The organism is Pseudomonas sp. SCPG-7, from assembly GCF_002156405.1.
Lineage (GTDB): Bacteria > Pseudomonadota > Gammaproteobacteria > Pseudomonadales > Pseudomonadaceae > Aquipseudomonas > Aquipseudomonas parakoreensis.
Map to the genome: position 1 here is coordinate 244,837 of NZ_MVOO01000005.1, position 20,685 is coordinate 265,521.

At 61.2% G+C, this 20,685-nt stretch carries 18 protein-coding genes; 7 read left to right on the plus strand and 11 right to left on the minus strand.

The genetic code is table 11. The annotated features are described in order from the left end of the window. Nucleotides 1-33: 33 nt before the first annotated feature. The 8 genes from fabI to gloB all read right to left on the minus strand — a co-directional run bounded on the left by fabI (nt 34) and on the right by gloB (nt 10,738). A complete protein-coding gene (fabI, locus tag B1722_RS12605; RefSeq protein ID WP_003202751.1) occupies nt 34-828 on the minus strand; it encodes an enoyl-ACP reductase FabI in 795 nt (264 codons plus the stop codon). A 19-nt stretch (nt 829-847) separates the two neighbouring features. Further along, complete coding sequence (locus tag B1722_RS12610) at nt 848-2,458, minus strand: ABC transporter ATP-binding protein (RefSeq protein WP_041067293.1); 1,611 nt, start codon at nt 2,456-2,458, stop codon at nt 848-850. Between the two features lies 1 nt (nt 2,459). Beyond that, a complete protein-coding gene (locus B1722_RS12615; RefSeq protein WP_041067290.1) occupies nt 2,460-3,479 on the minus strand; it encodes an ABC transporter permease in 1,020 nt (339 codons plus the stop codon). Between the two features lies 1 nt (nt 3,480). Further along, entirely contained in the window at nt 3,481-4,554 is a 1,074-nt protein-coding gene (locus tag B1722_RS12620) for a microcin C ABC transporter permease YejB (RefSeq protein ID WP_041067287.1), read from the minus strand. A gap of 4 nt (nt 4,555-4,558) precedes the next feature. Then, on the minus strand, nt 4,559-6,400 hold the full coding sequence (locus B1722_RS12625; RefSeq protein WP_086792754.1) for an extracellular solute-binding protein: 1,842 nt from the start codon (nt 6,398-6,400) through the stop codon (nt 4,559-4,561). Then, nucleotides 6,397-8,229 carry an extracellular solute-binding protein gene (locus B1722_RS12630; protein WP_086792756.1) on the minus strand — a complete coding sequence of 611 codons (1,833 nt, stop codon included), beginning with the start codon at nt 8,227-8,229 and terminating at the stop codon, nt 6,397-6,399. The genes B1722_RS12625 and B1722_RS12630 overlap by 4 nt, the downstream gene beginning before the upstream one ends. A gap of 175 nt (nt 8,230-8,404) precedes the next feature. Further along, nucleotides 8,405-9,871 (minus strand): LysM peptidoglycan-binding domain-containing protein, encoded by a 1,467-nt coding sequence (locus B1722_RS12635; RefSeq protein WP_041067277.1) that lies wholly within the window; start codon nt 9,869-9,871, stop codon nt 8,405-8,407. Nucleotides 9,872-9,970: 99 nt separating this feature from the next. Then, a complete protein-coding gene (gene gloB / locus B1722_RS12640; RefSeq protein ID WP_086792832.1) occupies nt 9,971-10,738 on the minus strand; it encodes a hydroxyacylglutathione hydrolase in 768 nt (255 codons plus the stop codon). 66 nt (nt 10,739-10,804) lie between these two features. Here gloB and B1722_RS12645 point away from each other — a divergent pair, with 66 nt between their 5' ends. The 5 genes from B1722_RS12645 to B1722_RS12665 all read left to right on the plus strand — a co-directional run bounded on the left by B1722_RS12645 (nt 10,805) and on the right by B1722_RS12665 (nt 16,149). Beyond that, the gene (locus B1722_RS12645) at nt 10,805-11,563 is read left to right on the plus strand and encodes a methyltransferase domain-containing protein (RefSeq protein ID WP_003224159.1); all 759 of its coding nucleotides are present in this window, start codon (nt 10,805-10,807) and stop codon (nt 11,561-11,563) included. A gap of 91 nt (nt 11,564-11,654) precedes the next feature. Next, nucleotides 11,655-12,116: a ribonuclease HI gene (gene rnhA, locus B1722_RS12650; RefSeq protein ID WP_003224162.1), complete on the plus strand. Its 462-nt coding sequence runs from the start codon at nt 11,655-11,657 to the stop codon at nt 12,114-12,116. A 184-nt stretch (nt 12,117-12,300) separates the two neighbouring features. After that, nucleotides 12,301-13,059 (plus strand): DNA polymerase III subunit epsilon, encoded by a 759-nt coding sequence (gene dnaQ / locus B1722_RS12655; RefSeq protein WP_086792758.1) that lies wholly within the window; start codon nt 12,301-12,303, stop codon nt 13,057-13,059. A 205-nt stretch (nt 13,060-13,264) separates the two neighbouring features. Beyond that, complete coding sequence (locus B1722_RS12660) at nt 13,265-15,520, plus strand: Orn/Lys/Arg decarboxylase N-terminal domain-containing protein (RefSeq protein WP_086792760.1); 2,256 nt, start codon at nt 13,265-13,267, stop codon at nt 15,518-15,520. A gap of 14 nt (nt 15,521-15,534) precedes the next feature. Beyond that, nucleotides 15,535-16,149, plus strand: a complete 615-nt coding sequence (locus B1722_RS12665; protein ID WP_041067268.1) for a GNAT family N-acetyltransferase — start codon at nt 15,535-15,537, stop codon at nt 16,147-16,149. Here the strand turns inward: B1722_RS12665 and B1722_RS12670 are convergent. After that, complete coding sequence (locus tag B1722_RS12670; RefSeq protein ID WP_086792762.1) at nt 16,115-17,008, minus strand: LysR substrate-binding domain-containing protein; 894 nt, start codon at nt 17,006-17,008, stop codon at nt 16,115-16,117. The genes B1722_RS12665 and B1722_RS12670 overlap by 35 nt on opposite strands. Nucleotides 17,009-17,093: 85 nt before the next feature. Next, complete coding sequence (locus tag B1722_RS12675) at nt 17,094-17,330, minus strand: hypothetical protein (protein ID WP_041067263.1); 237 nt, start codon at nt 17,328-17,330, stop codon at nt 17,094-17,096. Between the two features lie 183 nt (nt 17,331-17,513). On the opposite strand from B1722_RS12675, the gene B1722_RS12680 reads away from it, so the two are divergent. Together B1722_RS12680 and B1722_RS12685 are read left to right on the plus strand one after the other, a co-directional pair. Further along, complete coding sequence (locus B1722_RS12680) at nt 17,514-18,071, plus strand: NADPH-dependent FMN reductase (RefSeq protein ID WP_047293713.1); 558 nt, start codon at nt 17,514-17,516, stop codon at nt 18,069-18,071. Between the two features lie 160 nt (nt 18,072-18,231). Then, nucleotides 18,232-19,515, plus strand: coding sequence for an arsenic transporter (locus tag B1722_RS12685; RefSeq protein WP_041067257.1), 1,284 nt, complete (start codon nt 18,232-18,234; stop codon nt 19,513-19,515). A gap of 193 nt (nt 19,516-19,708) precedes the next feature. Here B1722_RS12685 and B1722_RS12690 read toward each other — a convergent pair whose 3' ends face one another. After that, nucleotides 19,709-20,659 (minus strand): DUF1853 family protein, encoded by a 951-nt coding sequence (locus B1722_RS12690; RefSeq protein ID WP_086792764.1) that lies wholly within the window; start codon nt 20,657-20,659, stop codon nt 19,709-19,711. Nucleotides 20,660-20,685: the final 26 nt, after the last annotated feature.

A 20,685-nucleotide genomic window follows, 5' to 3' on the forward strand; every position in this document is an offset into this window, starting at 1 on the left:
CCAATTGGCGGGCTTTTTATCGCAGCGCGAAAATTACTCTTCGATGTTGCCCATGGCGGTGGTGTTGAAGCCGCCGTCCACGTACATGATTTCACCGCTGATGCCCGACGCCAGGTCGGAGCACAGGAAGGCGCCGGCGTTGCCGACTTCTTCGATGGTGACGTTGCGGCGCAGTGGGGTTTGCGCTTCGTTGGCGGCCAGCATCTTGCGGAAGTTCTTGATGCCCGAGGCGGCCAGGGTACGGATCGGGCCAGCCGATACGCAGTTGACGCGGGTGCCGTCCGGGCCCAGGGAACCGGCCAGGTAACGTACGCCAGCTTCCAGCGAAGCCTTGGCCATGCCCATCACGTTGTAGTTCGGCATGGTGCGCTCGGCGCCCAGGTACGACAGGGTCAACAGGCTGCCGTTGCGGCCTTTCATCATTTCGCGACCAGCCTTGGCCAGGGCCACGAAGCTGTAGGCGCTGATGTCGTGAGCGATGCGGAAACCTTCACGGGTGGTGGCTTCGGTGAAGTCGCCGTCCAGTTGGTCGCCCGGGGCGAAGCCGACGGAGTGCACGATGCAGTCCAGGCCGTCCCACTTCTTGCTCAGTTCTTCGAAGACCTTGGCGATTTCTTCATCGCTGGCCACGTCGCACGGGAAGCACAGCTCAGGGCTCGAACCCCAGCCCTGTGCGAACTCTTCAACGCGACCCTTGAGTTTGTCGTTCTGATAAGTGAAGGCAAGCTCAGCGCCCTCGCGATGCATGGCGGCAGCGATGCCGGATGCGATGGACAGCTTGCTGGCGACACCGACGATCAGTACGCGCTTACCGGCGAGAAAACCCATGTGTTGCTCCTCTTTCAGGTTATTGCGCAGTGGCTGGTGCCAGAAAAGCGGCTTCCAGCAACTGCTGTGTATACGAATGTTTGGGAGCGGCAAAGATTGCTTGCGCGTCTCCCTGTTCGACCACTTGGCCATGCTTGACCACCATCAGCTGGTGGCTCAGCGCTTTGACGACAGCCAGGTCATGGCTGATGAACAAATACGTCAGGTTGTACTTGGCTTGCAGTGAACGCAACAGCTCCACCACTTGCCGCTGCACCGTGCGGTCGAGCGCCGACGTAGGCTCGTCCAGCAGGATCAGCGCCGGTTTCAGCACCAAAGCCCGGGCAATGGCGATACGTTGCCGTTGCCCACCGGAAAATTCGTGGGGGTAGCGGTGCCGGGTTTCCGGATCCAGACCTACCTCCTTCAATGCCGCAATAATCGCCGCTTCCTGCTCGGTCGCGGTGCCCATCTTGTGAATCCGCAGGCCTTCGCCAACGATGTCGCTGACGCACATTCGCGGGCTCAGGCTGCCGAACGGGTCCTGAAACACCACCTGCATCTCCCGCCGCAACGGGCGAACCTCGTTCTGCGTCAGGCAGTCTAGCTGCTTGCCCTCAAAGCGGATCGCGCCTTTGCTGCCGATCAGCCGCAAAATCGCCAGACCCAGCGTGGATTTGCCGGAACCGCTTTCCCCCACGATCCCCAGGGTCTGTCCCTGAGGCAGGCTGAAATTGATGCCGTCCACTGCCTTGACGTAATCCACCGTGCGTTTGAGCAGGCCTTTCTTGATCGGGAACCAGACTTTCAGGTTCTCGACTTCGAGCAGCGGCGCCCCGATTTTATTGCTCGCCGGGCCTCCGCTGGGCTCCGCGCCGAGCAATTCCCGAGTGTACGGATGCTGCGGCGAACGGAACAGCTCTGCGCACGATGCCTGTTCGACGATGCAACCGCGCTGCATGACACATACGCGATGCGCAATTCTTCGCACCAGGTTCAAATCATGACTGATCAGTAACAGCGACATGCCCAATCGAGCCTGAAGTTCCTTGAGCAAATCGAGGATTTTCAGCTGAACGGTCACGTCCAGGGCGGTGGTCGGCTCGTCGGCGATCAGCAGCTCCGGCTCGTTGGCCAACGCCATGGCGATCATCACCCGCTGGCGCTGGCCGCCGGACAACTCGTGGGGCAGGGCCTTGAGGCGCTTGTGCGGCTCGGGGATGCCGACCATCTCCAGCAGCTCCAGCGTGCGTTTGGTCGCGACTTTGCCGCTCAGGCCCTTGTGGATGCCCAACACCTCGTTGATCTGCTTCTCGATCGAGTGCAGCGGGTTGAGCGAGGTCATCGGCTCCTGAAAGATCATCGCGATGCGGTTGCCGCGGATGTGGCGGATGGTCTTTTCGCTCAGCCCCAGCAGATTCTGCCCGGCGTAGTTGATGCTGCCGGCCGGATGGCGGGCCAGCGGATAAGGCAGCAGGCGCAGGATCGAGTGCGCCGTCACCGATTTGCCCGAGCCGGATTCGCCGACCAGCGCCAGGGTCTCACCGCGCTTGATGTCGAAGCTCACGCCCTCGACCACCCGGTGGGCCCGCTCATTCAAGCCAAACTCGACGGCGAGGTCGCGCACTTCGATCAGATTGTCCTGATTCATTTCACTTCCTCGGGTCGAAGGCATCGCGAGCGGACTCGCCGATAAACACCAGCAAACTCAACATCAGCGCCAGCACCGCAAACGCGCTGATGCCCAGCCACGGCGCCTGCAGGTTGGATTTGCCCTGGGCCACCAGTTCACCCAGCGACGGGCTGCCGGCCGGCAAACCGAAGCCGAGGAAATCCAGCGCGGTCAGGGTGCCGATGGCACCGGTGAGGATGAACGGCATGAAGGTCATGGTCGAGACCATCGCGTTGGGCAGAATGTGGCGGAACATGATCGCGCCGTTCTGCATGCCCAGCGCCCGCGCCGCGCGCACGTATTCGAGGTTGCGCCCACGCAGGAACTCGGCGCGCACCACATCGACCAGGCTCATCCACGAAAACAGCAGCATGATCCCCAGCAGCCACCAGAAATTCGGCTGGACGAAACTGGCGAGAATGATCAGCAGGTACAGCACCGGCAGCCCCGACCAGATTTCCAGAAAGCGCTGCCCGGCCAGATCGACCCAACCGCCATAGAAACCCTGCAGCGCGCCGGCAATCACGCCGATGATCGAGCTGAGTACCGTCAGCGTGAGGGCAAACAACACGGAAATGCGGAAGCCGTAAATCACCCGCGCCAGCACATCGCGGCCCTGATCGTCGGTACCCAGCAGGTTATCCGCCGAGGGCGGGGCCGGGGCCGGGACTTTCAGGTCGTAATTGATGCTCTGGTAGCTGTAAGGGATCGGCGCCCACAACACCCACGCATCCTTGGCCTTGAGCAGTTCTCGGATATACGGGCTCTTGTAGTTGGCTTCCAGCGGGAATTCGCCGCCGAAGGTGGTTTCCGGGTAGCGCTTGATCGCCGGGAAGTACCAATTGTTGTCGTAATGCACCAGCAGCGGCTTATCGTTGGCGATCAGCTCGGCGCCGAGGCTCAGGCCGAACAGAATCAGGAACAGCCACAGCGACCACCAGCCTCGCTTGTTGGCTTTGAACAGTTCGAACCGGCGGCGGTTGAGCGGGGACAGGTTCATCTCAATGCTCCCGGCTGGCGAAGTCGATACGCGGATCGACCAGGGTGTAGGTGAGGTCGCCGATCAGTTTCACCACCAGCCCCAGCAGGGTGAAGATGAACAGGGTGCCGAACACCACCGGGTAATCGCGGTTGATCGCCGCTTCGAAACTCATCAGGCCCAGGCCGTCGAGGGAGAAGATCACCTCCACCAGCAACGAGCCGGTGAAGAAGATGCCGATGAACGCGGAAGGGAACCCGGCAATCACCAGCAGCATGGCGTTGCGGAACACATGGCCGTAGAGCACGCGATTGCGCGTCAGGCCCTTGGCCTTGGCGGTGACCACGTACTGCTTGTTGATCTCGTCGAGAAAGCTGTTTTTGGTCAGCAGGGTCATGGTCGCGAAGTTGCCGATCACCAGCGCCGTCACCGGCAGGGCCAGGTGCCAGAAGTAATCGAGGACCTTGCCGCCAAGGCTGAGTTGATCGAAGTTGTTCGAGGTCAGGCCGCGTAGCGGGAACCAGTCCAGATAACTGCCGCCGGCAAACACCACGATCAGCAGAATCGCAAAGAGGAACGCCGGAATCGCGTAGCCGATGATGATCGCCGAACTGGTCCACACGTCGAAGTGGCTGCCGTGCCGCGTGGCCTTGGCGATCCCCAGCGGGATCGACACCAGGTACATGATCAGCGTGCTCCACAGCCCGAGCGAGATCGACACCGGCATCTTTTCCTTGATCAGGTCGATGACCTTGGCGTCGCGGAAGAAGCTGTCGCCGAAATCCAGCTTCGCGTAGTTCTTGACCATGATCCACAAGCGTTCCGGGGCCGACTTGTCGAACCCGTACATGTGCTCGATTTCCTTGATCAGCGCCGGGTCCAGGCCTTGCGCGCCGCGATAGGCGGAGCCGGCCACCGAGACTTCGGCGCCGCCACCGGCGATGCGGCTGGTGGCGCCTTCGAAGCCTTCAAGCTTGGCGATCATCTGTTCCACCGGGCCGCCGGGCGCGGCCTGAATGATCACGAAGTTGATCAGCAGGATGCCGAACAGGGTCGGGATGATCAGCAGCAGTCGCCGAAAGATATACGCCAGCATCTGATTACTCCGTGCCCACAGGGTCGGCTTGCAGTTTGGTTTCGACTTCTATGGCGGGTTTCGCGTTAGGCTTGACCCACCAGGTGTTAATCCCGATGTCGTATTTGGGGGAGACTTTCGGGTGACCGATGTGGTTCCAGTAAGCCACGCGCCAGGTCTTGATATGCCAGTTGGGGACCACGTAGTAACCCCATTGCAGCACCCGATCCAGCGCCCGGGCATGCGCCACCAGGCTGCTGCGTGAATCGGCGTTGATCAGGCTTTCCACCAGTTGATCGACGATCGGATCCTTCAGGCCCATGGTGTTGCGGCTGCTCGATTTGTCGGCGGCCGCGCTCATCCAGAATTCGCGCTGCTCGTTGCCCGGCGAATTGGATTGCGGGAAGCTGCCGACCATCATGTCGAAGTCCCGTGAGCGCACGCGGTTGATGTATTGCGAAACGTCGACGCGGCGGATCACCAGATCGATGCCGAGGTCGGCCAGATTGCGTTTGAACGGCAGCAGTACGCGTTCGAATTCGGTCTGCGCAAGGAGGAACTCGATGACCACCGGTTTGCCGCTGGCGTCGACCATTTTGTCGTCGACAATCTTCCAGCCGGCCTCTTGCAGCAGTTGATAGGCTTCGCGCTGCTGGGCGCGGATCATGCCGCTGGCGTCGGTCTTGGGGGGCTCGAAGGCTTCGCTGAACACCTGCGCCGGCAGTTTGCTGCGAAACGGTTCGAGGATCGCCCGTTGTTCGGCGTCGGGCAGGCCGGTGGCGGCCATTTCCGAATTCTCGAAATAGCTGCGGGTGCGGAAGTAGGCACCGTTGAACAGCTGTTTGTTGGTCCACTCGAAATCGAACAGCAGGCCGAGCGCCTGCCGCACCCGCACATCCTGAAACACCGGACGACGCAAATTGAAAACGAAGCCCTGCATGCCGGTCGGGTTGCTGTTGGCGATCTGTTCCTTGATCAGCCGACCTTCTGTGACCGCCGGAATGTTGTAGGCGTTGGCCCAGTTCTTCGCGGTCATTTCCAGCCAGTAATCAAACTGCCCGGCCTTCAGCGCTTCGACGGCGACGGTGTTGTCGCGGTAGTAATCGGTGGTCATCACGTCGAAGTTGTAGAAGCCGCGATTGACCGGCAAATCCTTGCCCCAATAGTCCTTGACCCGCTCATAGCGCACCGAGCGCCCGGCCTTCACTTCGGCGACCTTGTACGGGCCGCTGCCCAGCGGGATTTCCAGATTGCCCTTGGTGAAATCGCGATTGGCCCACCAGTGTTTCGGAAGCACTGGCAACTGGCCGAGGATCAGCGGCAACTCGCGATTGTTGGTGTGCTTGAACTTGAACAGCACCTTGAGCGGGTCTTCGGCGATGGCCTCTTCGACATCGCTGTAGTAGCCGCGAAACAGCGGCGAACCGTCCTTGGTCAGGGTCTGAAAGCTGAACACCACGTCTTCGGCGCGCACCGGATGGCCGTCGTGAAAACGCGCTTCCGGGCGCAGGTAGAAACGCACCCAGCTGTTGTCCGGGGCTTTCTCGATCTTCGCGGCGATCAGGCCGTATTCGGTGAACGGCTCGTCGAGGCTGTGCTTGGTCAGGGTGTCGTAGATCTGCCCGACGTCATCGGCCGGCACGCCTTTGCTGATGAACGGGTTGAGGCTGTCGAAGCCGCCGAACCCGGCCTGGCGGAAGATCCCGCCCTTGGGCGCGTCGGGGTTCACGTAATCGAACTGTTTGAAGTCCGCCGGGTATTTCGGCGGCTCGTTGTACAGGGTCACCGCGTGTTGCGGGGCGGCAATCGCCAGCCCGGCGAACAGCAGACCGCTGGCCTGCAGGAGCAGGGCACGGATGGGGGTCATTTATTGTTCTCCGAAGATTTCAGCCACCACGCGCTCAGGCCCAGGGTGTAGGGCGGCGTGGTGACGAAAGCCAACCGGTTGCGGTAGGCCAGTCGGTGATAATTGAGGTACCAGTTGGGAATGCTGTAGTGCTGCCACAGCAGCACGCGGTCCAGCGCCTTGCCGGCGGCGACCTGTTCGTCGCGGGTTTGCGCGGCGAGCAATTGTTCGAGCAGGTGATCGACCACCGGGTTGGCGATGCCCGCGTAGTTTTTGCTGCCCTTGACCCCGACCTGACTGGAATGGAAGTACTGCCATTGCTCCAGACCCGGGCTGAGGGTCTGGTTGAGGGTCATCAGGATCATGTCGAAATCGAACTGATCCAGGCGCTGTTTGTACTGGGCGCGATCCACCGTGCGCAGGCGCGCATCGATGCCGATGCTGTTGAGGTTTTCGATGTACGGCTGCAGGATCCGTTCAAGGTTCGGGTTGACCAGCAAAAGTTCGAAGCTCAGCGGTTGGCCTGCGGAATTTTGCAAGCGCTGGCCGTTGAGCTTCCAGCCGGCCTCGGCGAGGAGCGCCAGGGCCTTGCGCATGGTTTCTCGCGGGATGCCACGGCCATCGGTTTGCGGCAAGGTGAACGGCTCGGTGAACAGCTTCGCCGGTAACTGATCTTTATACGGCTTGAGCATCAGCCATTCGTGCCCGACCGGCAGGCCGCTGGCGCTGAATTCGCTGTTGGGGTAGTAGCTGGTGGTGCGCTGGTAGGCGTCGCTGAACAGCGCGCGGTTGGTCCACTCGAAGTCGAACATCAGGCCCAGCGCTTCGCGCACCTTGACGTCGCTGAAGGTCGCGCGTCGGGTGTTCATGAACAGGCCCTGGCTCTGGGTCGGGATCTGATGCGGGATCTTCGCCTTGATCACGTCGCCACGGCGCACCGCCGGGAAGTTGTAGCCATTGGCCCAGTTCTTCGCCTGATGCTCGATGTAGATATCGAATTCACCGGCCTTGAAGGCTTCGAAGGCCACGTCGCTGTCGCGGTAGAACTCGACTTCCATGCGATCAAAATTGTACTTGCCGCGATTGACCGGCAGGTCCTTGCCCCAGTAATCCTTGACCCGCTCGAAGATCAGCTGCCGTCCCGGCGTCACCGAGCTGATGCGGTACGGCCCGCTGCCCAGCGGTGGCTCGAAGGTGGTGGCCTTGAAGTCGCGATCTTTCCAGTAATGCTGTGGCAGCACCGGCAGCTCACCGAGGCGCAGAATCAGCAGCGGGTTCCCCGAGCGCTTCATCACGAAACGAATGCGCTGCGGGTTGAGGATGTCGACCCGCGAGACTTCCTGCAGGGCGGTGCGGTACAGCGGATGGCCGTCCTTGAGCAGCAAACGATAGGAGAACGCCACGTCGTAGGCGGTGATCGGTGTGCCATCGTGGAAACGTGCTTCCGGGCGCAGATTGAACACCACCCAGCTGCGATCTTCGCTGTATTCCACCGATTGCGCGATCAGGCCATAGCTTGATGCCGGCTCGTCACCGGACGGCGAATACTGGCCGGTGCCGACCATCAGCGGCTCGTTCAGCTCATTGATGCCGTACTGCAGGAAATTCGGCGTGGTGACCGGGCTGGTGCCCTTGAAGGTGTACGGGTTGACCGTATCGAAGGTGCCGAACGCCATCACCCGCAACGTACCGCCCTTGGGCGCTTGCGGGTTGACCCAGTCGAAGTGGGTAAATCTGGCCGGGTACTTGAGCGTGCCGAACTGCGCATAACCGTGACTCTCGGTAATCGTCGCGCTTGCGGGTGAGCTCAAGGCCAGGCTGATCAGGAGCAGGAGGAGGGGACGCTTCAAGTCAGATCCGATCCAGGCGGCTTGGGCTTTGTGGGCCGTACAGTAACAGCTTGTCTGGACTGGAAAAAGATAGCGGGTTAATGCTGTGTTAATGAAAAAAAAGATCGCAGCCTTCGGCAGCTCCTACAGAGACCAATGTAGGAGCTGCCGAAGGCTGCGATCTTTTGATTTCAACTCAATGCGGCTGGTAAACCGTGAGCATCTGCCCAGGCTTGAGGGCCTTGCCGGCGCCCGGGTTCCAGCGCTTGAGATGCTGCATCTCGACGTTGAAACGCTTGGCCACTACGTACAGGGTGTCGCCACGCTTGACCTTGTACTGGGTCTGCTGCTGGTTGTCGGCCTTGCCTTTGGTCTTGCTGTTGGCGGCAATCACCGTGTTGATCCGGCCACTGTTACGAGCCGGGGCGCGCTTGGTGGTGTCCTGCATCACCAGGGTCTGGCCGACCTTGAGGTTCTTGCCGGTCAGCTTGTTCCAGCGCTGCAGGTCCTTGACTTCGACCTTGTTGGCCTTGGCGATGGAGCCGAGGTTGTCGCCGCGTTTGACCCGGTAGGCGCGCTTGAGCTTCGCCACCTCGGTCGGGTCGGCACCGTCGAATACCGGTTTCAGCGAACGCGGGCTGATCAGTTCTTCAGGCCGCATGGTCTGCAGACTGGCGGTCAGCAGTTGCGCTTTGGACGTCGGCACCAGCAGATGCTGCGGGCCGTCGATGGTGGTGCGTTGCTTGAAGGCCGGGTTGAGCTGGAACAGCTCGTCTTCGTCGATGTTGGCCACCGCCGCAACCTTCGACAGGTCCATGCGCTGGTTGATTTCGACGACCTGGAAATACGGTTCGTTGGCGATCGGGTTGAGGTTCACCCCGTAGGCTTCCGGGGCCAGCACCACTTGCGACAGGGCCAGCAGTTTCGGCACGTACGCCTGGGTTTCCGCCGGCAACGACGACAGGTTCCAGTAGTCGGTCGGCAGGCCGAGCTTCTCGTTGCGCTCGATGGCGCGGCTCACCGTGCCTTCACCGGCGTTGTAGGCCGCCAGGGCCAGCAGCCAGTCGCCGTTGAACATGTCGTGCAGACGGGTCAGGTAATCCATCGCAGCGGTGGTCGAGGCGGTGATATCGCGACGGCCGTCATAAAAACGGGTCTGGCGCAGGTTGTAGTAGCGACCGGTGGACGGAATGAATTGCCACAGCCCCGAGGCGTCGGCGCGCGAGTAGGCCATCGGGTTGTAGGCGCTCTCGATCACTGGCAGCAGGGCCAGTTCCAGCGGCATGTTGCGCTCTTCGAGACGCTCGACGATGTAATGAATGTAGAGACTGCCGCGTTCGCCGGCATTCTCGAGGAAAGAAGGGTTGCTGGCGAACCACAGGCGCTGTTGCTCGATGCGCGGGTTGACGCCCAGGCCGTCCTGCAGCTGGAAACCACCGCGCATGCGCTCCCAGATGTCCTGAGGCACCTGCGGGCTGGGCTTTTCGCTCAGCCAGATCGGTTTCTGCTTGGCTCGCGCAGCAATGTTCGGCGTATGGGTCGCTTCAGTCTGCGGAGCATGGCTGGAACAGCCCGCCAATGTGGCGGACACAGCCACCGCGATGGCTTGGGCCAGGCGGGTCAACGTGTCTGAATTGACGGACTTACGTATGGATGACGACATTGGCTGGAAGTAAGTTCCGGGCAAAAATGTCGGGCGATTCTAGAAAGCGCACCCCCTGCGGTCAACCATTCAGAATTTTTGTACCAGGGGGCGAGTCGCTTAGAATTTATCTTTCCACGCCCGCAGAGCCGCAAAAACCTCACTCGGCGCCCGGTTTTGAGCGCCTGCCCGTTCGTCCACTTTTTGTGTAACTAATGTTTCAGCGGTACGCAAAAACGGATTTGTGAGCTTTTCCAGGGCCAGGGTAGAGGGCAGGGTCATCACGCCTTTTTCCCGTTGTTGAGTGACTTTTTCCAGACGGGCGGCAATGTCCGGGTTGCTCGGTTCGACTGCCGCAGCAAACTTCAGATTGCTCAGGGTGTATTCATGGGTGCAATACACCAGCGTATCCTCGGGCAAAGCGGCGAGACGGCCGAGCGAGTGGTGCATCTGCTCCGGCGTGCCTTCGAACAGACGTCCGCAACCGGCGGCGAACAGGGTGTCGCCGCAAAACAGCAGGCCGTGGTGGTAGTAGGCAATGTGGCCGAGGGTGTGACCGGGCACCGCATAGACATCGAAGTCCCAGCCGAGCACGCTGACCTTGTCGTTGTCCTTGAGCGCCACGTCGCGCCCTGGGATGTTTTCGCTGGCCGGGCCGTAGACTGTGGCGCCGCTTGCCGCTTTCAGGCGTTCGACGCCGCCGACGTGATCGTGATGGTGATGAGTGATCAGAATGTCGCTCAGCACCCAGCCCGGATGTGCGGTCAGCCAGGCCTGCACCGGCGCGGCATCGCCCGGGTCGACCACGGCGCAACGCTGGGTGCGGTGATCCTGTAACAACCAGATGTAGTTGTCGGTGAACGCGGGCAGGGCACTGATCTGTATCATCGTCGGAATTCGCCAAGCGGAAAACATTGGCGCATCTTAGAGCTTCTAGCGGCGTTGGAGAATGACATGACCGATAAAGCGTTCGCTCAGGCCGATCCCGACTGGCTGGCGTTGATCGGCGCGGCCCGTGAATGGCTGGCCGGCCCGCTCGGGCAATTTCTGCTGGATGAAGAACGACGCATGCTCGAAGACGAGTTGGGACGGTTCTTCGGCGGCTATCTGGTGCATTACGGGCCGTCGGCGCAGACCCCGCCGTCGGCGCCGCAGGTGCAGCGCAACGTGCGGCTCGGCGCGCCGTTGCCGGGGGTCGAGATCGTCTGCGAGGAACAGGCCTGGCCGTTGAGCGAGCATGCTGCTGACGTGGTGGTGTTACAGCACGGTCTGGATTTCTGCCTGTCACCCCACGGATTGCTGCGTGAAGCGGCGAGCAGCGTACGCCCCGGCGGGCATCTGTTGATCATCGGCATCAACCCGTGGAGCACCTGGGGCCTGCGCCATGTTTTCGCCCACGACGCCTTGCGCCAGGCGCGCTGTATCTCGCCGTCGCGGGTCGCCGACTGGCTCAATCTGCTGGGGTTTGCGCTGGAGAAACGCCGCTTCGGGTGCTATCGTCCGCCGCTCGCATCGCCCAAGTGGCAGGCCCGACTGGCCGGCTGGGAACGCAAGGCCGGCGACTGGCAACTGTCGGGCGGTGGCTTCTATTTATTGGTCGCGCGCAAGATCGTGGTTGGCCTGCGTCCGGTGCGTCAGGAGCGCCGCGAGCCGATGGGCAAGCTGATTCCGCTGCCGATGGCCAAGGTCAACCGCCGTCGTATCGAACCGTAAACCTTCTTTTTATAGTGGCCGGACCTGCTCCGGCCGCGGCCATCGTCGATCCGCGATTGACGGGGCCAGACATTTATCTGGATAGCGTGGCATGAGCGAAAGCGTCGATAGCGTAGAACTGTTCACCGACGGCGCCTGCAAGGGCAACCCCGGCCCGGGCGGCTGGGGCGCCTTGCTGGTGTGCAAGGGCGTGGAAAAGGAACTGTGGGGCGGCGAGGCCAACACCACCAACAACCGCATGGAACTGCTCGGCGCCATCCGTGGCCTTGAAGCCCTGAAGCGTCCTTGCGAAGTGCTGCTGGTGACCGACTCGCAGTACGTGATGAAGGGCATCAACGAGTGGATGGCCAACTGGAAGAAACGTGGCTGGAAGACGGCGGCGAAAGAGCCGGTGAAAAACGCTGACCTGTGGAAAGAGCTGGATGAGCAGGTCAACCGCCACAAGGTCACCTGGAAGTGGGTGCGCGGGCACATTGGTCATCACGGTAACGAACGGGCTGACCAATTGGCCAACCGTGGGGTTGATGAGGTGCGCGGGTACAAGCAGAGCTGATTGACGGCGGAGCACTGTGGTATGCCCCATTCGCGAGCAGGCTCGCTCCCACATTGGAATGCGCTTCCCTGTGGGAGCGAGCCTGCTCGCGAATGGGCGCGACACGGTCTGCCTGAAACACCCCCACCGAGCGTGTTAATATCGCCGCTTTTGTACGATTGACCCCGTTGAGAACTGAACACTGATGGCCACCAGATCCGTTGTACTCGATACCGAAACCACCGGCATGCCGGTGACCGATGGTCACCGGATCATTGAAATCGGCTGTGTCGAACTGATCGGCCGGCGCCTGACGGGCCGGCACTTTCACGTTTACCTGCAACCGGATCGCGAGAGTGATGAAGGGGCGATCGGCGTTCACGGCATCACCAACGAATTCCTCGTCGGCAAACCGCGTTTCGCCGAAGTCGCCGACGAGTTCTTCGAGTTCATCAATGGCGCGCAGTTGATCATCCATAACGCGGCGTTCGACGTTGGCTTCATCAACAACGAATTTGCCTTGATGGGCCAGCACGATCGTGCGGACATCACGCAGCACTGCACCATTCTCGATACCCTGATGATGGCGCGGGAGCGTCACCCGGGGCAGCGCAACAGCCTCGACGCCTTGTGCAAACGTTATGGCGTCGACAACTCCGGCCGCGAACTGCACGGCGCTTTGCTCGACTCGGAGATTCTCGCCGACGTCTACCTGACCATGACCGGTGGCCAGACCAGTCTGTCGCTGGCCGGTAACGCTTCCGACGGCAATGGCACAGGTGAGGGCGCGGACAACTCCGCCACCGAAATCCGTCGTCTGCCGGCGAATCGTCAGCCTGCGCGGATTATCCGGGCGACAGAAGATGAGCTGGCGGAGCACCTGACGCGGCTGGAGATCATTGCCAAGTCGGCCGGTGGCCCGGCGCTGTGGACGCAGATCGCCGAGGCTGACGCTCAGGCCTGAAAGATCAAAAGATCAAAAGATCAAAAGATCGCAGCCTTCGGCAGCTCCTACATTGGAATGCGATCCCTGTAGGAGCTGCCGAAGGCTGCGATCTTTTGCTTTTGGCTGAATGAAGCCAACTGGCCACCCTCGCCACTTTCGCTGCAACCCTCTACCCTGAGTGCATTGGCAGACATTGATCCGCCGCCTCGGGACACTGAGCCTCATGTACAAAGATTTGAAGTTTCCGGTGTTGATCGTCCACCGCGACATCAAGGCCGACACGGTCGCCGGCGAGCGTATCCGGGGCATCGCCCGGGAGTTGGAGCAGGAAGGTTTCAAGATCGTTTCGGCCATCGACTACACCGAAGGGCGGTTGGTGGCGTCAACCCATCATGGTCTGGCGTGCATGCTCATCGCTGCCGAAGACGCCAGCACCAATTCCCATCTGTTGCAAAACATGGCCGAACTGATCGGTCTGGCGCGAGTGCGAGCGCCGGATCTGCCGATCTTTGCCCTCGGCGAACAGGTCACCCTGGAAAATGCCCCGGCCGATGCGATGGCCGAACTCAATCAGTTGCGCGGCATTCTCTATCTGTTCGAAGACACGGTGCCGTTTCTGGCCCGGCAAGTGGCGCGGGCGGCGCGCAAGTACCTGGATGGCCTGCTGCCGCCTTTTTTCAAGGCGTTGGTGCAGCACACTGCCGACTCCAACTATTCCTGGCATACGCCTGGACATGGCGGTGGCGTGGCCTACCACAAGAGTCCGGTGGGACAGGCGTTTCACCAGTTCTTTGGCGAAAACACCCTGCGTTCGGATTTGTCGGTGTCGGTGCCGGAACTCGGTTCGCTGCTCGATCACACCGGCCCGTTGGCTGAAGCCGAAGAGCGCGCGGCGCGCAACTTTGGCGCCGATCACACGTTTTTCGTGATCAATGGCACCTCGACTGCCAACAAGATCGTCTGGCACTCGATGGTCGGTCGGGATGATCTGGTGCTCGTCGATCGCAATTGCCACAAGTCGGTGCTGCACGCGATCATCATGACCGGCGCGATCCCGTTGTACCTGTGCCCGGAGCGCAATGAACTGGGGATCATCGGCCCGATTCCGCTAAGCGAATTCAGCCGCGAGTCGATCCAGGCCAAAATTGACGCCAGCCCGCTGACCAGGGGCCGCGCGCCGAAAGTCAAACTGGCGGTGGTGACCAATTCGACCTATGACGGCCTGTGTTACAACGCCGAGCTGATCAAGCAGAGCCTGGGCAGTAGCGTCGAAGTGCTGCATTTCGATGAAGCCTGGTACGCCTATGCGGCGTTTCACGAGTTTTTCGCCGGACGCTATGGCATGGCCACCTCGCGCACAGAAGACAGCCCACTCGTGTTCACTACACATTCCACCCACAAGCTGCTCGCCGCGTTCAGCCAGGCCTCGATGATTCACGTACAGGACGGTGGTGCGCGGCAACTGGACCGCGATCGTTTCAACGAAGCGTTCATGATGCACATCTCGACCTCGCCGCAATACAGCATCATCGCCTCGCTGGACGTGGCCTCGGCCATGATGGAAGGCCCGGCCGGGCGTTCGCTGTTGCAGGAAACCTTCGATGAGGCGCTGAGTTTTCGCCGGGCGCTGGCCAATCTGCGTCAGCACATTGCGGCGGATGACTGGTGGTTCTCGATCTGGCAGCCGCCCGGCGTCGAAGGCATCGACCGGGTGCAGACCGAAGACTGGTTGCTGCAGCCGGACGCCGACTGGCATGGCTTCGGTGAAGTCAGTGACGACTACGTGCTGCTCGACCCGATCAAGGTGACCCTGGTCATGCCCGGATTGAATGCCGGCGGCGCGCTGAGCGAGAAGGGCATCCCGGCGGCGGTGGTCAGCAAGTTCCTCTGGGAGCGCGGGCTGGTGGTGGAGAAGACCGGGCTGTATTCGTTTTTGGTGCTGTTCTCGATGGGCATCACCAAAGGCAAGTGGAGCACGCTGCTCACCGAGTTGCTCGAATTCAAACGCAGTTATGACGCCAACGTCAGTCTGGCGAGCTGCCTGCCTTGCGTGGCGCAGCAAGACACCGCGCGCTATCGCGGCATGGGCCTGCGTGACCTGTGCGATCAACTGCACGCCTGTTACCGCAGCAACGCCACGGCCAAGCATCTGAAACGCATGTACACGGTGTTGCCGGAAATCGCCATGAAGCCGGCCCACGCCTACGATCAATTGGTGCGCGGCGAGGTCGAGGCGGTGCCGATCGATGAGCTGGAAGGACGGGTCGCGGCGGTGATGCTGGTGCCGTATCCACCAGGGATTCCGTTGATCATGCCCGGCGAGCGCTTCACCGAGGCAACCCGCTCGATCATCGACTACCTGAAATTTGCCCGCACGTTCGATAGCAGCTTTCCCGGTTTTGTCGCTGATGTGCATGGACTGCAACATGAAGATGAAGGCAATGGACGGCAGTACACCGTCGATTGCGTCAAGGAATGAGGACTTTTCCGAGTATGCAACCGGTCATGAATCCAAAATACCCAGGACTGTCGGTGCGCGTCGCCGACGATGGTTTTGCGGCGTACATCTGGGGCAGCGACTTCAGTTTCGAGGTGGCTGCGTATGGCGCGGCAGTCATTGGCCAGCCGGTCGAGCGCTGGGCGGTGACGCCGATCGTGCCGTACCGCAAGTGCTACGGCATCGATCCTGAAGAGTTCAGCAGCTATCGCGACGCCGCCGACAGCGCGATCTTCATGGCTTATCTGGACGACGAACCGGTCGGCCATCTGGTGATCAGCACCAACTGGAACGGTTTTGCCCACATCGATGAATTGGCGGTGCACGCACCGGCACGACGCCATGGCGTCGCCAAGGCGTTGCTGGATGTCGCGCAGTTCTGGAGTCGCAAGAAGAAGCTGCCGGGGATCATGCTCGAGACGCAGAACAACAACCTCGGTGCGTGTCGTTTGTACGAACGTTGTGGCTACGAGATTGGCGGTATCGACCATTTGCGTTATCGCGGGATAGACCCGAATACCGCCGAAATTGCGCTGTTCTGGTACAGACTGTTCGACAACCCGCTGGAAAACCCGCTCAGCTCGCCAGCATCGCCTCGGCTTGTTCCGTGACGATCGCCAGCAGCGTTTGAATCGCGGCCGGCGTGGCGTTGTGTCGGTAGCTCAGCGCATACAGGCTGATCGGCACCGCCGGTGACAACGGGCAGACGTCCAGGCCGCCCGCCCGTGCACCGAGCGCAGTAAACGGGTCGACGATGGCCAGGCCCTCGCCGGCCTCGACCATGCTGCGCATCATCTGATGGGTTTGCACTCGGGTCTGGATGCTCGGCGCCGGGCGCAGGGCCTGGAGTTTGTTCTCCAATGCCGGGCTCAGCGGGTCGTGGCCTTCGAGGCCGACCATTGCCTGGCCAGCGAGATCCTGCAGGGAAATGTATTTCTGCTTCGGTTGCAGCCAGCCGTGCGGCGCGAGCAGTTGCAGCTTGCCGTGGGCCAATGGCTGGCAGTGGATGTCGGGGTGTTCCGGATCGTGCAGGCTCAGGCCCAGATCGCTTTCGCGCAGCAGCAGGCTGCGAACGATGTCGCACGTGGGCGAGCTGAGCAAACGGCAGGGCGCGTCGGGCAAACGTCGGCGCAACAGCGCGATGCTTTGCGGCAACAGCAGTTGCGCCAGCGGCGGGGTGCCGATGATGCGCAGGGGCGGAGCGAGGTATTGCTTGAGGCTGCTGGCCAGGCGCTGCACCGGCTCCAGCGCCTGATAGACGTGAGCAATTTCCACCTGCAGCGCCCGCGCTTCGGGCGTTGGTTGCAATCGACCGCGCACGCTGGCGAACAGCATGAACCCCAACTCGCTCTCGGCTTCGCGCAAACGCTCTTCGACGTCAGTCACCGGGAGCTGCAGCCATTCGGCGGCGGTGCCCAGGTGACCGGTCTGCAAGAGCGCCTGAATCACTTCGATATGACGTAAACGCATGCGTGAAGTCCATGTTCAGCAGGTGGGGTCAGTGGCTGAATCCTACCCCAAGTCTGCGCATATGACTTCTGCTCATAACGCGCGGTTATTGAGCGACGGTTGGCTCGGGTTCGCGGATCAGGGTGATGTCTGACTGAACCAGCAAAAACTCATTGTCGCTGAGCTTCTTGACTCGATCGCCAATCGCCAGTTTGTAGGTGGTGACAGGCTCCATGCCGGTGAAACCGTCTGCCGACGGGGTGGATTCCTGGAACTCATGCACGGAATAAACGCGGCCTTCCGCATCTCTTGCATGGAACTGACCGACGAGTACTGCTGCCATCTGCTTAGAACCTCTGGAGATAAAACGCTTGATTTGCGGCTTGGTAGACCGTCATCAAGCCCTGTAAGTTTTCCTGCAGGAAAAAAATAATCAGCGCGGAGGAATTTCCTGCGCACGCTGGTGAAACGGTCATCGAATCATCTATAACTACTGGCTCTTCCCACGGACAGTCGAGAGTCTTCCATGAGCAATGTCTACAACGTCGCTGTAGTCGTCGGCAGCCTGCGCAAAGCATCGATCAACCGCAAAGTCGCGCTGGCATTGGCCGAGCTGGCCCCGGCGAACCTGAAACTGAAGATTGTCGAAATCGGCGATCTGCCGCTTTACAACGAAGACATCGACGGCGATTCACCGCCGGCAGCCTACAGCACTTTCCGCCAGCAGGTGGGCTCTTCCGACGCGGTGCTGTTTGTCACCCCGGAATATAATCGCTCGGTGCCGGCGCCTTTGAAGAATGCGATTGACGTGGGTTCACGGCCTTATGGCAAAAGCGTCTGGAGCGGCAAGCCGGGGGCAGTGATCAGCGTGTCGCCGGGGGCCATTGGCGGTTTTGGCGCCAACCAGCATCTGCGCCAGTCTTTCGTGTTTCTCGATGTGCCGTGCATGCAGCAGCCGGAAGCGTACCTGGGCGGTGCGGGTTCGGCGTTTGACGAGGCGGGCAAATTGAGCGAGTCGGTGAAACCGTTCCTGCAAAATTTCATCAATGCGTATGGGACATTTGTGGAACAACACAAAAAATAATCGGGTCAGAGCTGCGGCTTGAAAAAATCCTGTGGGAGCGAGCCTGCTCGCGAAAGGGCCATCAGCCACACCTCGTGGTGACTGACAGTCCGCTTTCGCGGGCAGGCTCTCTCCCACAGTTGTGTGGTTTGGCTTATTTCATTCATTAAGGCTGTCGCGAATGCTCGCTGCGTCACTGATCTTCCTGCTGACCATCACCCTTGTCATCTGGCAACCCAAAGGCCTCGGCGTCGGCTGGAGCGCGACGCTCGGCGCCGTGCTCGCATTGATCTTCGGCGTCGTGCACCTGAGCGATATTCCGCTGGTGTGGCAGATCATCTGGAACGCCACCGGCACCTTCGTCGCACTGATCATCATCAGTCTGTTGCTCGACGAAGCCGGTTTCTTCGCCTGGGCTGCGCTGCATGTGGCGCGCTGGGGGCGGGGCAGTGGGCGCAAGCTGTTTGCCTACATGGTGTTGCTCGGCGCGCTGGTGTCGGCGCTGTTCGCCAATGATGGCGCGGCACTGATCCTCACGCCGATCGTGATTTCGATGCTGCTGGCGCTGCGCTTTTCTCCGGCGGCAACCCTCGCGTTCGTCATGGGCGCCGGTTTCATCGCCGACACCGCGAGCCTGCCGCTGGTGGTGTCGAACCTGGTCAACATTGTTTCGGCGGACTTCTTTCACATCGGCTTCAACCGCTATGCGGCGGTGATGGTACCGGTCAACTTCGTCAGCGTGGCCGCCACTTTGGGCGTGTTGATGTGGTTCTTCCGCCGCGACATTCCCAAGGCCTACGACCCCGAACAGCTCGAACAGCCGCACACGGCGATCCACGACAAAGCCACGTTCTACGCCGGTTGGGTGGTGCTGGTGATCCTGTTGATCGGCTGCTTCTTCCTCGAACAGCTGGGCATCCCGATCAGCGCGATCTCGGCGGTCTGCGCTGCATTGCTGCTGGGGATCGCTGCCCGTGGTCACAAGATCTCCACGCGCAAGGTGCTCAAAGAAGCGCCGTGGCAGATCGTGATTTTCTCGCTGGGCATGTATCTGGTGGTGTATGGCCTGCGCAATGCCGGACTCACCGGGTATCTGGCCGGCTGGCTGGATGTGTTCGCCGGGTACGGCGTGTGGGGCGCGGCGCTGGGTACCGGGGTGCTGACGGCACTGTTGTCGTCGATCATGAACAACTTGCCGACGGTGCTGATCGGCTTGTTGTCGATCGATGCTAGTCAGGCCAGCGGTGTGGTCAAGGAAGCGATGATCTACGCCAACGTGATCGGCAGCGACTTGGGGCCGAAAATCACCCCGATCGGCAGTCTGGCGACGTTGCTCTGGTTGCATGTGCTGGCGCGCAAGGATATCCGGATTGGCTGGGGGTATTACTTCAAGGTCGGGATTGTGCTGACGGTGCCGGTGTTGTTGATTACCTTGGCGGCTTTGGCGCTGCGGTTATCCCTTTAGACCGAGTTGATCCCATCGCTGGCAAGCCAGCTCCCACAGGTTTCGTGATGCGGCTCAGATAGTGAGCACACAGAAGATCCCTGGCAAGCCAGCTCCCACAGGTTTTGTGATGCGGCTCAGATAGTGAGCACACAGAAGCTCCCTGTGGGAGCTGGCTTGCCAGCGATGGGGCCGATGCAAACACCGCAGAGTCTCAAGCCTGGCCCGGCACATTCGGCCAGAGATCCGCCACCAGAAACAACCGCTCCGCCTCTTCCCATTCGCCCTGCGCATTCTCGGTCAGGCGCACCATCAATTGCGCCGGAGCCATCGGTTCCAGGGTGTCCAGCCACCTCTGCAGGTGTTCAGCGCTCCAGGTCTGATCTGCCGGGTAGTGCGCCGGCGCCAGCCACGCATGGCGGGGCAGCGGTTGCCAGCGTCCGGCCGGGCGCTGGGCGACGAACGCCGGCCAGTCCTTCTGATGCAACCAACTGCCGCGCAGATGCTGCGGATGCGCCCCTTTCGGCGGCTCGGCGTGACCGGGCCACGGGTACAACAGGTAGCCGCCCAGCCACAACTGCGCACTGAACACTTCGATATCCAGCGTGGCCAGTGCCGCACGGCTTTCCGGGCGCGCCGAGATCGGCAGCTGGTGTTCGGCCAGATGCGCCAGTTTGCGGTCCAGTCGATCGTGGCAACCCGGCCCCAGCCACTGCGCCGGGTCGTGGCCGTCGCCATTCTGCGGGCCGAGATAGAGCTTGATCGCCAGTTCCAGGTGATGCACGCCGTCGCGGTCGCGCAGCAGCATGTCCAGTTCACCGAGGGTGTGGCCTTCGCGGCGGATCGGCAGGTTGGCGGCAATCAGTTCGATGCCCGGCGCATGCTCCACGGCAAACTGCCACAACCGCTCGTAATACAGGCCCAGCCGCCGCGTGCGCGCCTGCGACAGCCAGTGCAGCAAGCCATAACTGTCCCGATCCAGTTGCCGCAGCCACTGCTCCAGGCGCGCGGGATCGCTCACCCAATCGCTGCCGGCCAGCGGATGGCGTTGCGGCCAAGGTGTCGCCGCGAGCATTGGCGGGGCGAGAATCACCCACGCCAGATCCCGCACTTCCGGATGGCGTAATTGATGTGGCAACTGGAGCAGGTCGGGAAACAGGATCATCTTGCGAGCATAGCCTGAAACACGCG

Bases quoted from the DNA above. Each gene is read 5' to 3' on its own strand.
- fabI (WP_003202751.1), bottom strand. From the start codon at position 828: ATGGGTTTTCTCGCCGGTAAGCGCGTACTGATCGTCGGTGTCGCCAGC.
- B1722_RS12610 (WP_041067293.1), bottom strand. From the start codon at position 2,458: ATGAATCAGGACAATCTGATCGAAGTGCGCGACCTCGCCGTCGAGTTT.
- B1722_RS12615 (WP_041067290.1), bottom strand. From the start codon at position 3,479: ATGAACCTGTCCCCGCTCAACCGCCGCCGGTTCGAACTGTTCAAAGCC.
- B1722_RS12620 (WP_041067287.1), bottom strand. From the start codon at position 4,554: ATGCTGGCGTATATCTTTCGGCGACTGCTGCTGATCATCCCGACCCTG.
- B1722_RS12625 (WP_086792754.1), bottom strand. From the start codon at position 6,400: ATGACCCCCATCCGTGCCCTGCTCCTGCAGGCCAGCGGTCTGCTGTTC.
- B1722_RS12635 (WP_041067277.1), bottom strand. From the start codon at position 9,871: ATGTCGTCATCCATACGTAAGTCCGTCAATTCAGACACGTTGACCCGC.
- gloB (WP_086792832.1), bottom strand. From the start codon at position 10,738: ATGATACAGATCAGTGCCCTGCCCGCGTTCACCGACAACTACATCTGG.
- B1722_RS12645 (WP_003224159.1), top strand. From the start codon at position 10,805: ATGACCGATAAAGCGTTCGCTCAGGCCGATCCCGACTGGCTGGCGTTG.
- rnhA (WP_003224162.1), top strand. From the start codon at position 11,655: ATGAGCGAAAGCGTCGATAGCGTAGAACTGTTCACCGACGGCGCCTGC.
- dnaQ (WP_086792758.1), top strand. From the start codon at position 12,301: ATGGCCACCAGATCCGTTGTACTCGATACCGAAACCACCGGCATGCCG.
- B1722_RS12660 (WP_086792760.1), top strand. From the start codon at position 13,265: ATGTACAAAGATTTGAAGTTTCCGGTGTTGATCGTCCACCGCGACATC.
- B1722_RS12665 (WP_041067268.1), top strand. From the start codon at position 15,535: ATGCAACCGGTCATGAATCCAAAATACCCAGGACTGTCGGTGCGCGTC.
- B1722_RS12670 (WP_086792762.1), bottom strand. From the start codon at position 17,008: ATGCGTTTACGTCATATCGAAGTGATTCAGGCGCTCTTGCAGACCGGT.
- B1722_RS12675 (WP_041067263.1), bottom strand. From the start codon at position 17,330: ATGGCAGCAGTACTCGTCGGTCAGTTCCATGCAAGAGATGCGGAAGGC.
- B1722_RS12680 (WP_047293713.1), top strand. From the start codon at position 17,514: ATGAGCAATGTCTACAACGTCGCTGTAGTCGTCGGCAGCCTGCGCAAA.
- B1722_RS12685 (WP_041067257.1), top strand. From the start codon at position 18,232: ATGCTCGCTGCGTCACTGATCTTCCTGCTGACCATCACCCTTGTCATC.
- B1722_RS12690 (WP_086792764.1), bottom strand. From the start codon at position 20,659: ATGATCCTGTTTCCCGACCTGCTCCAGTTGCCACATCAATTACGCCAT.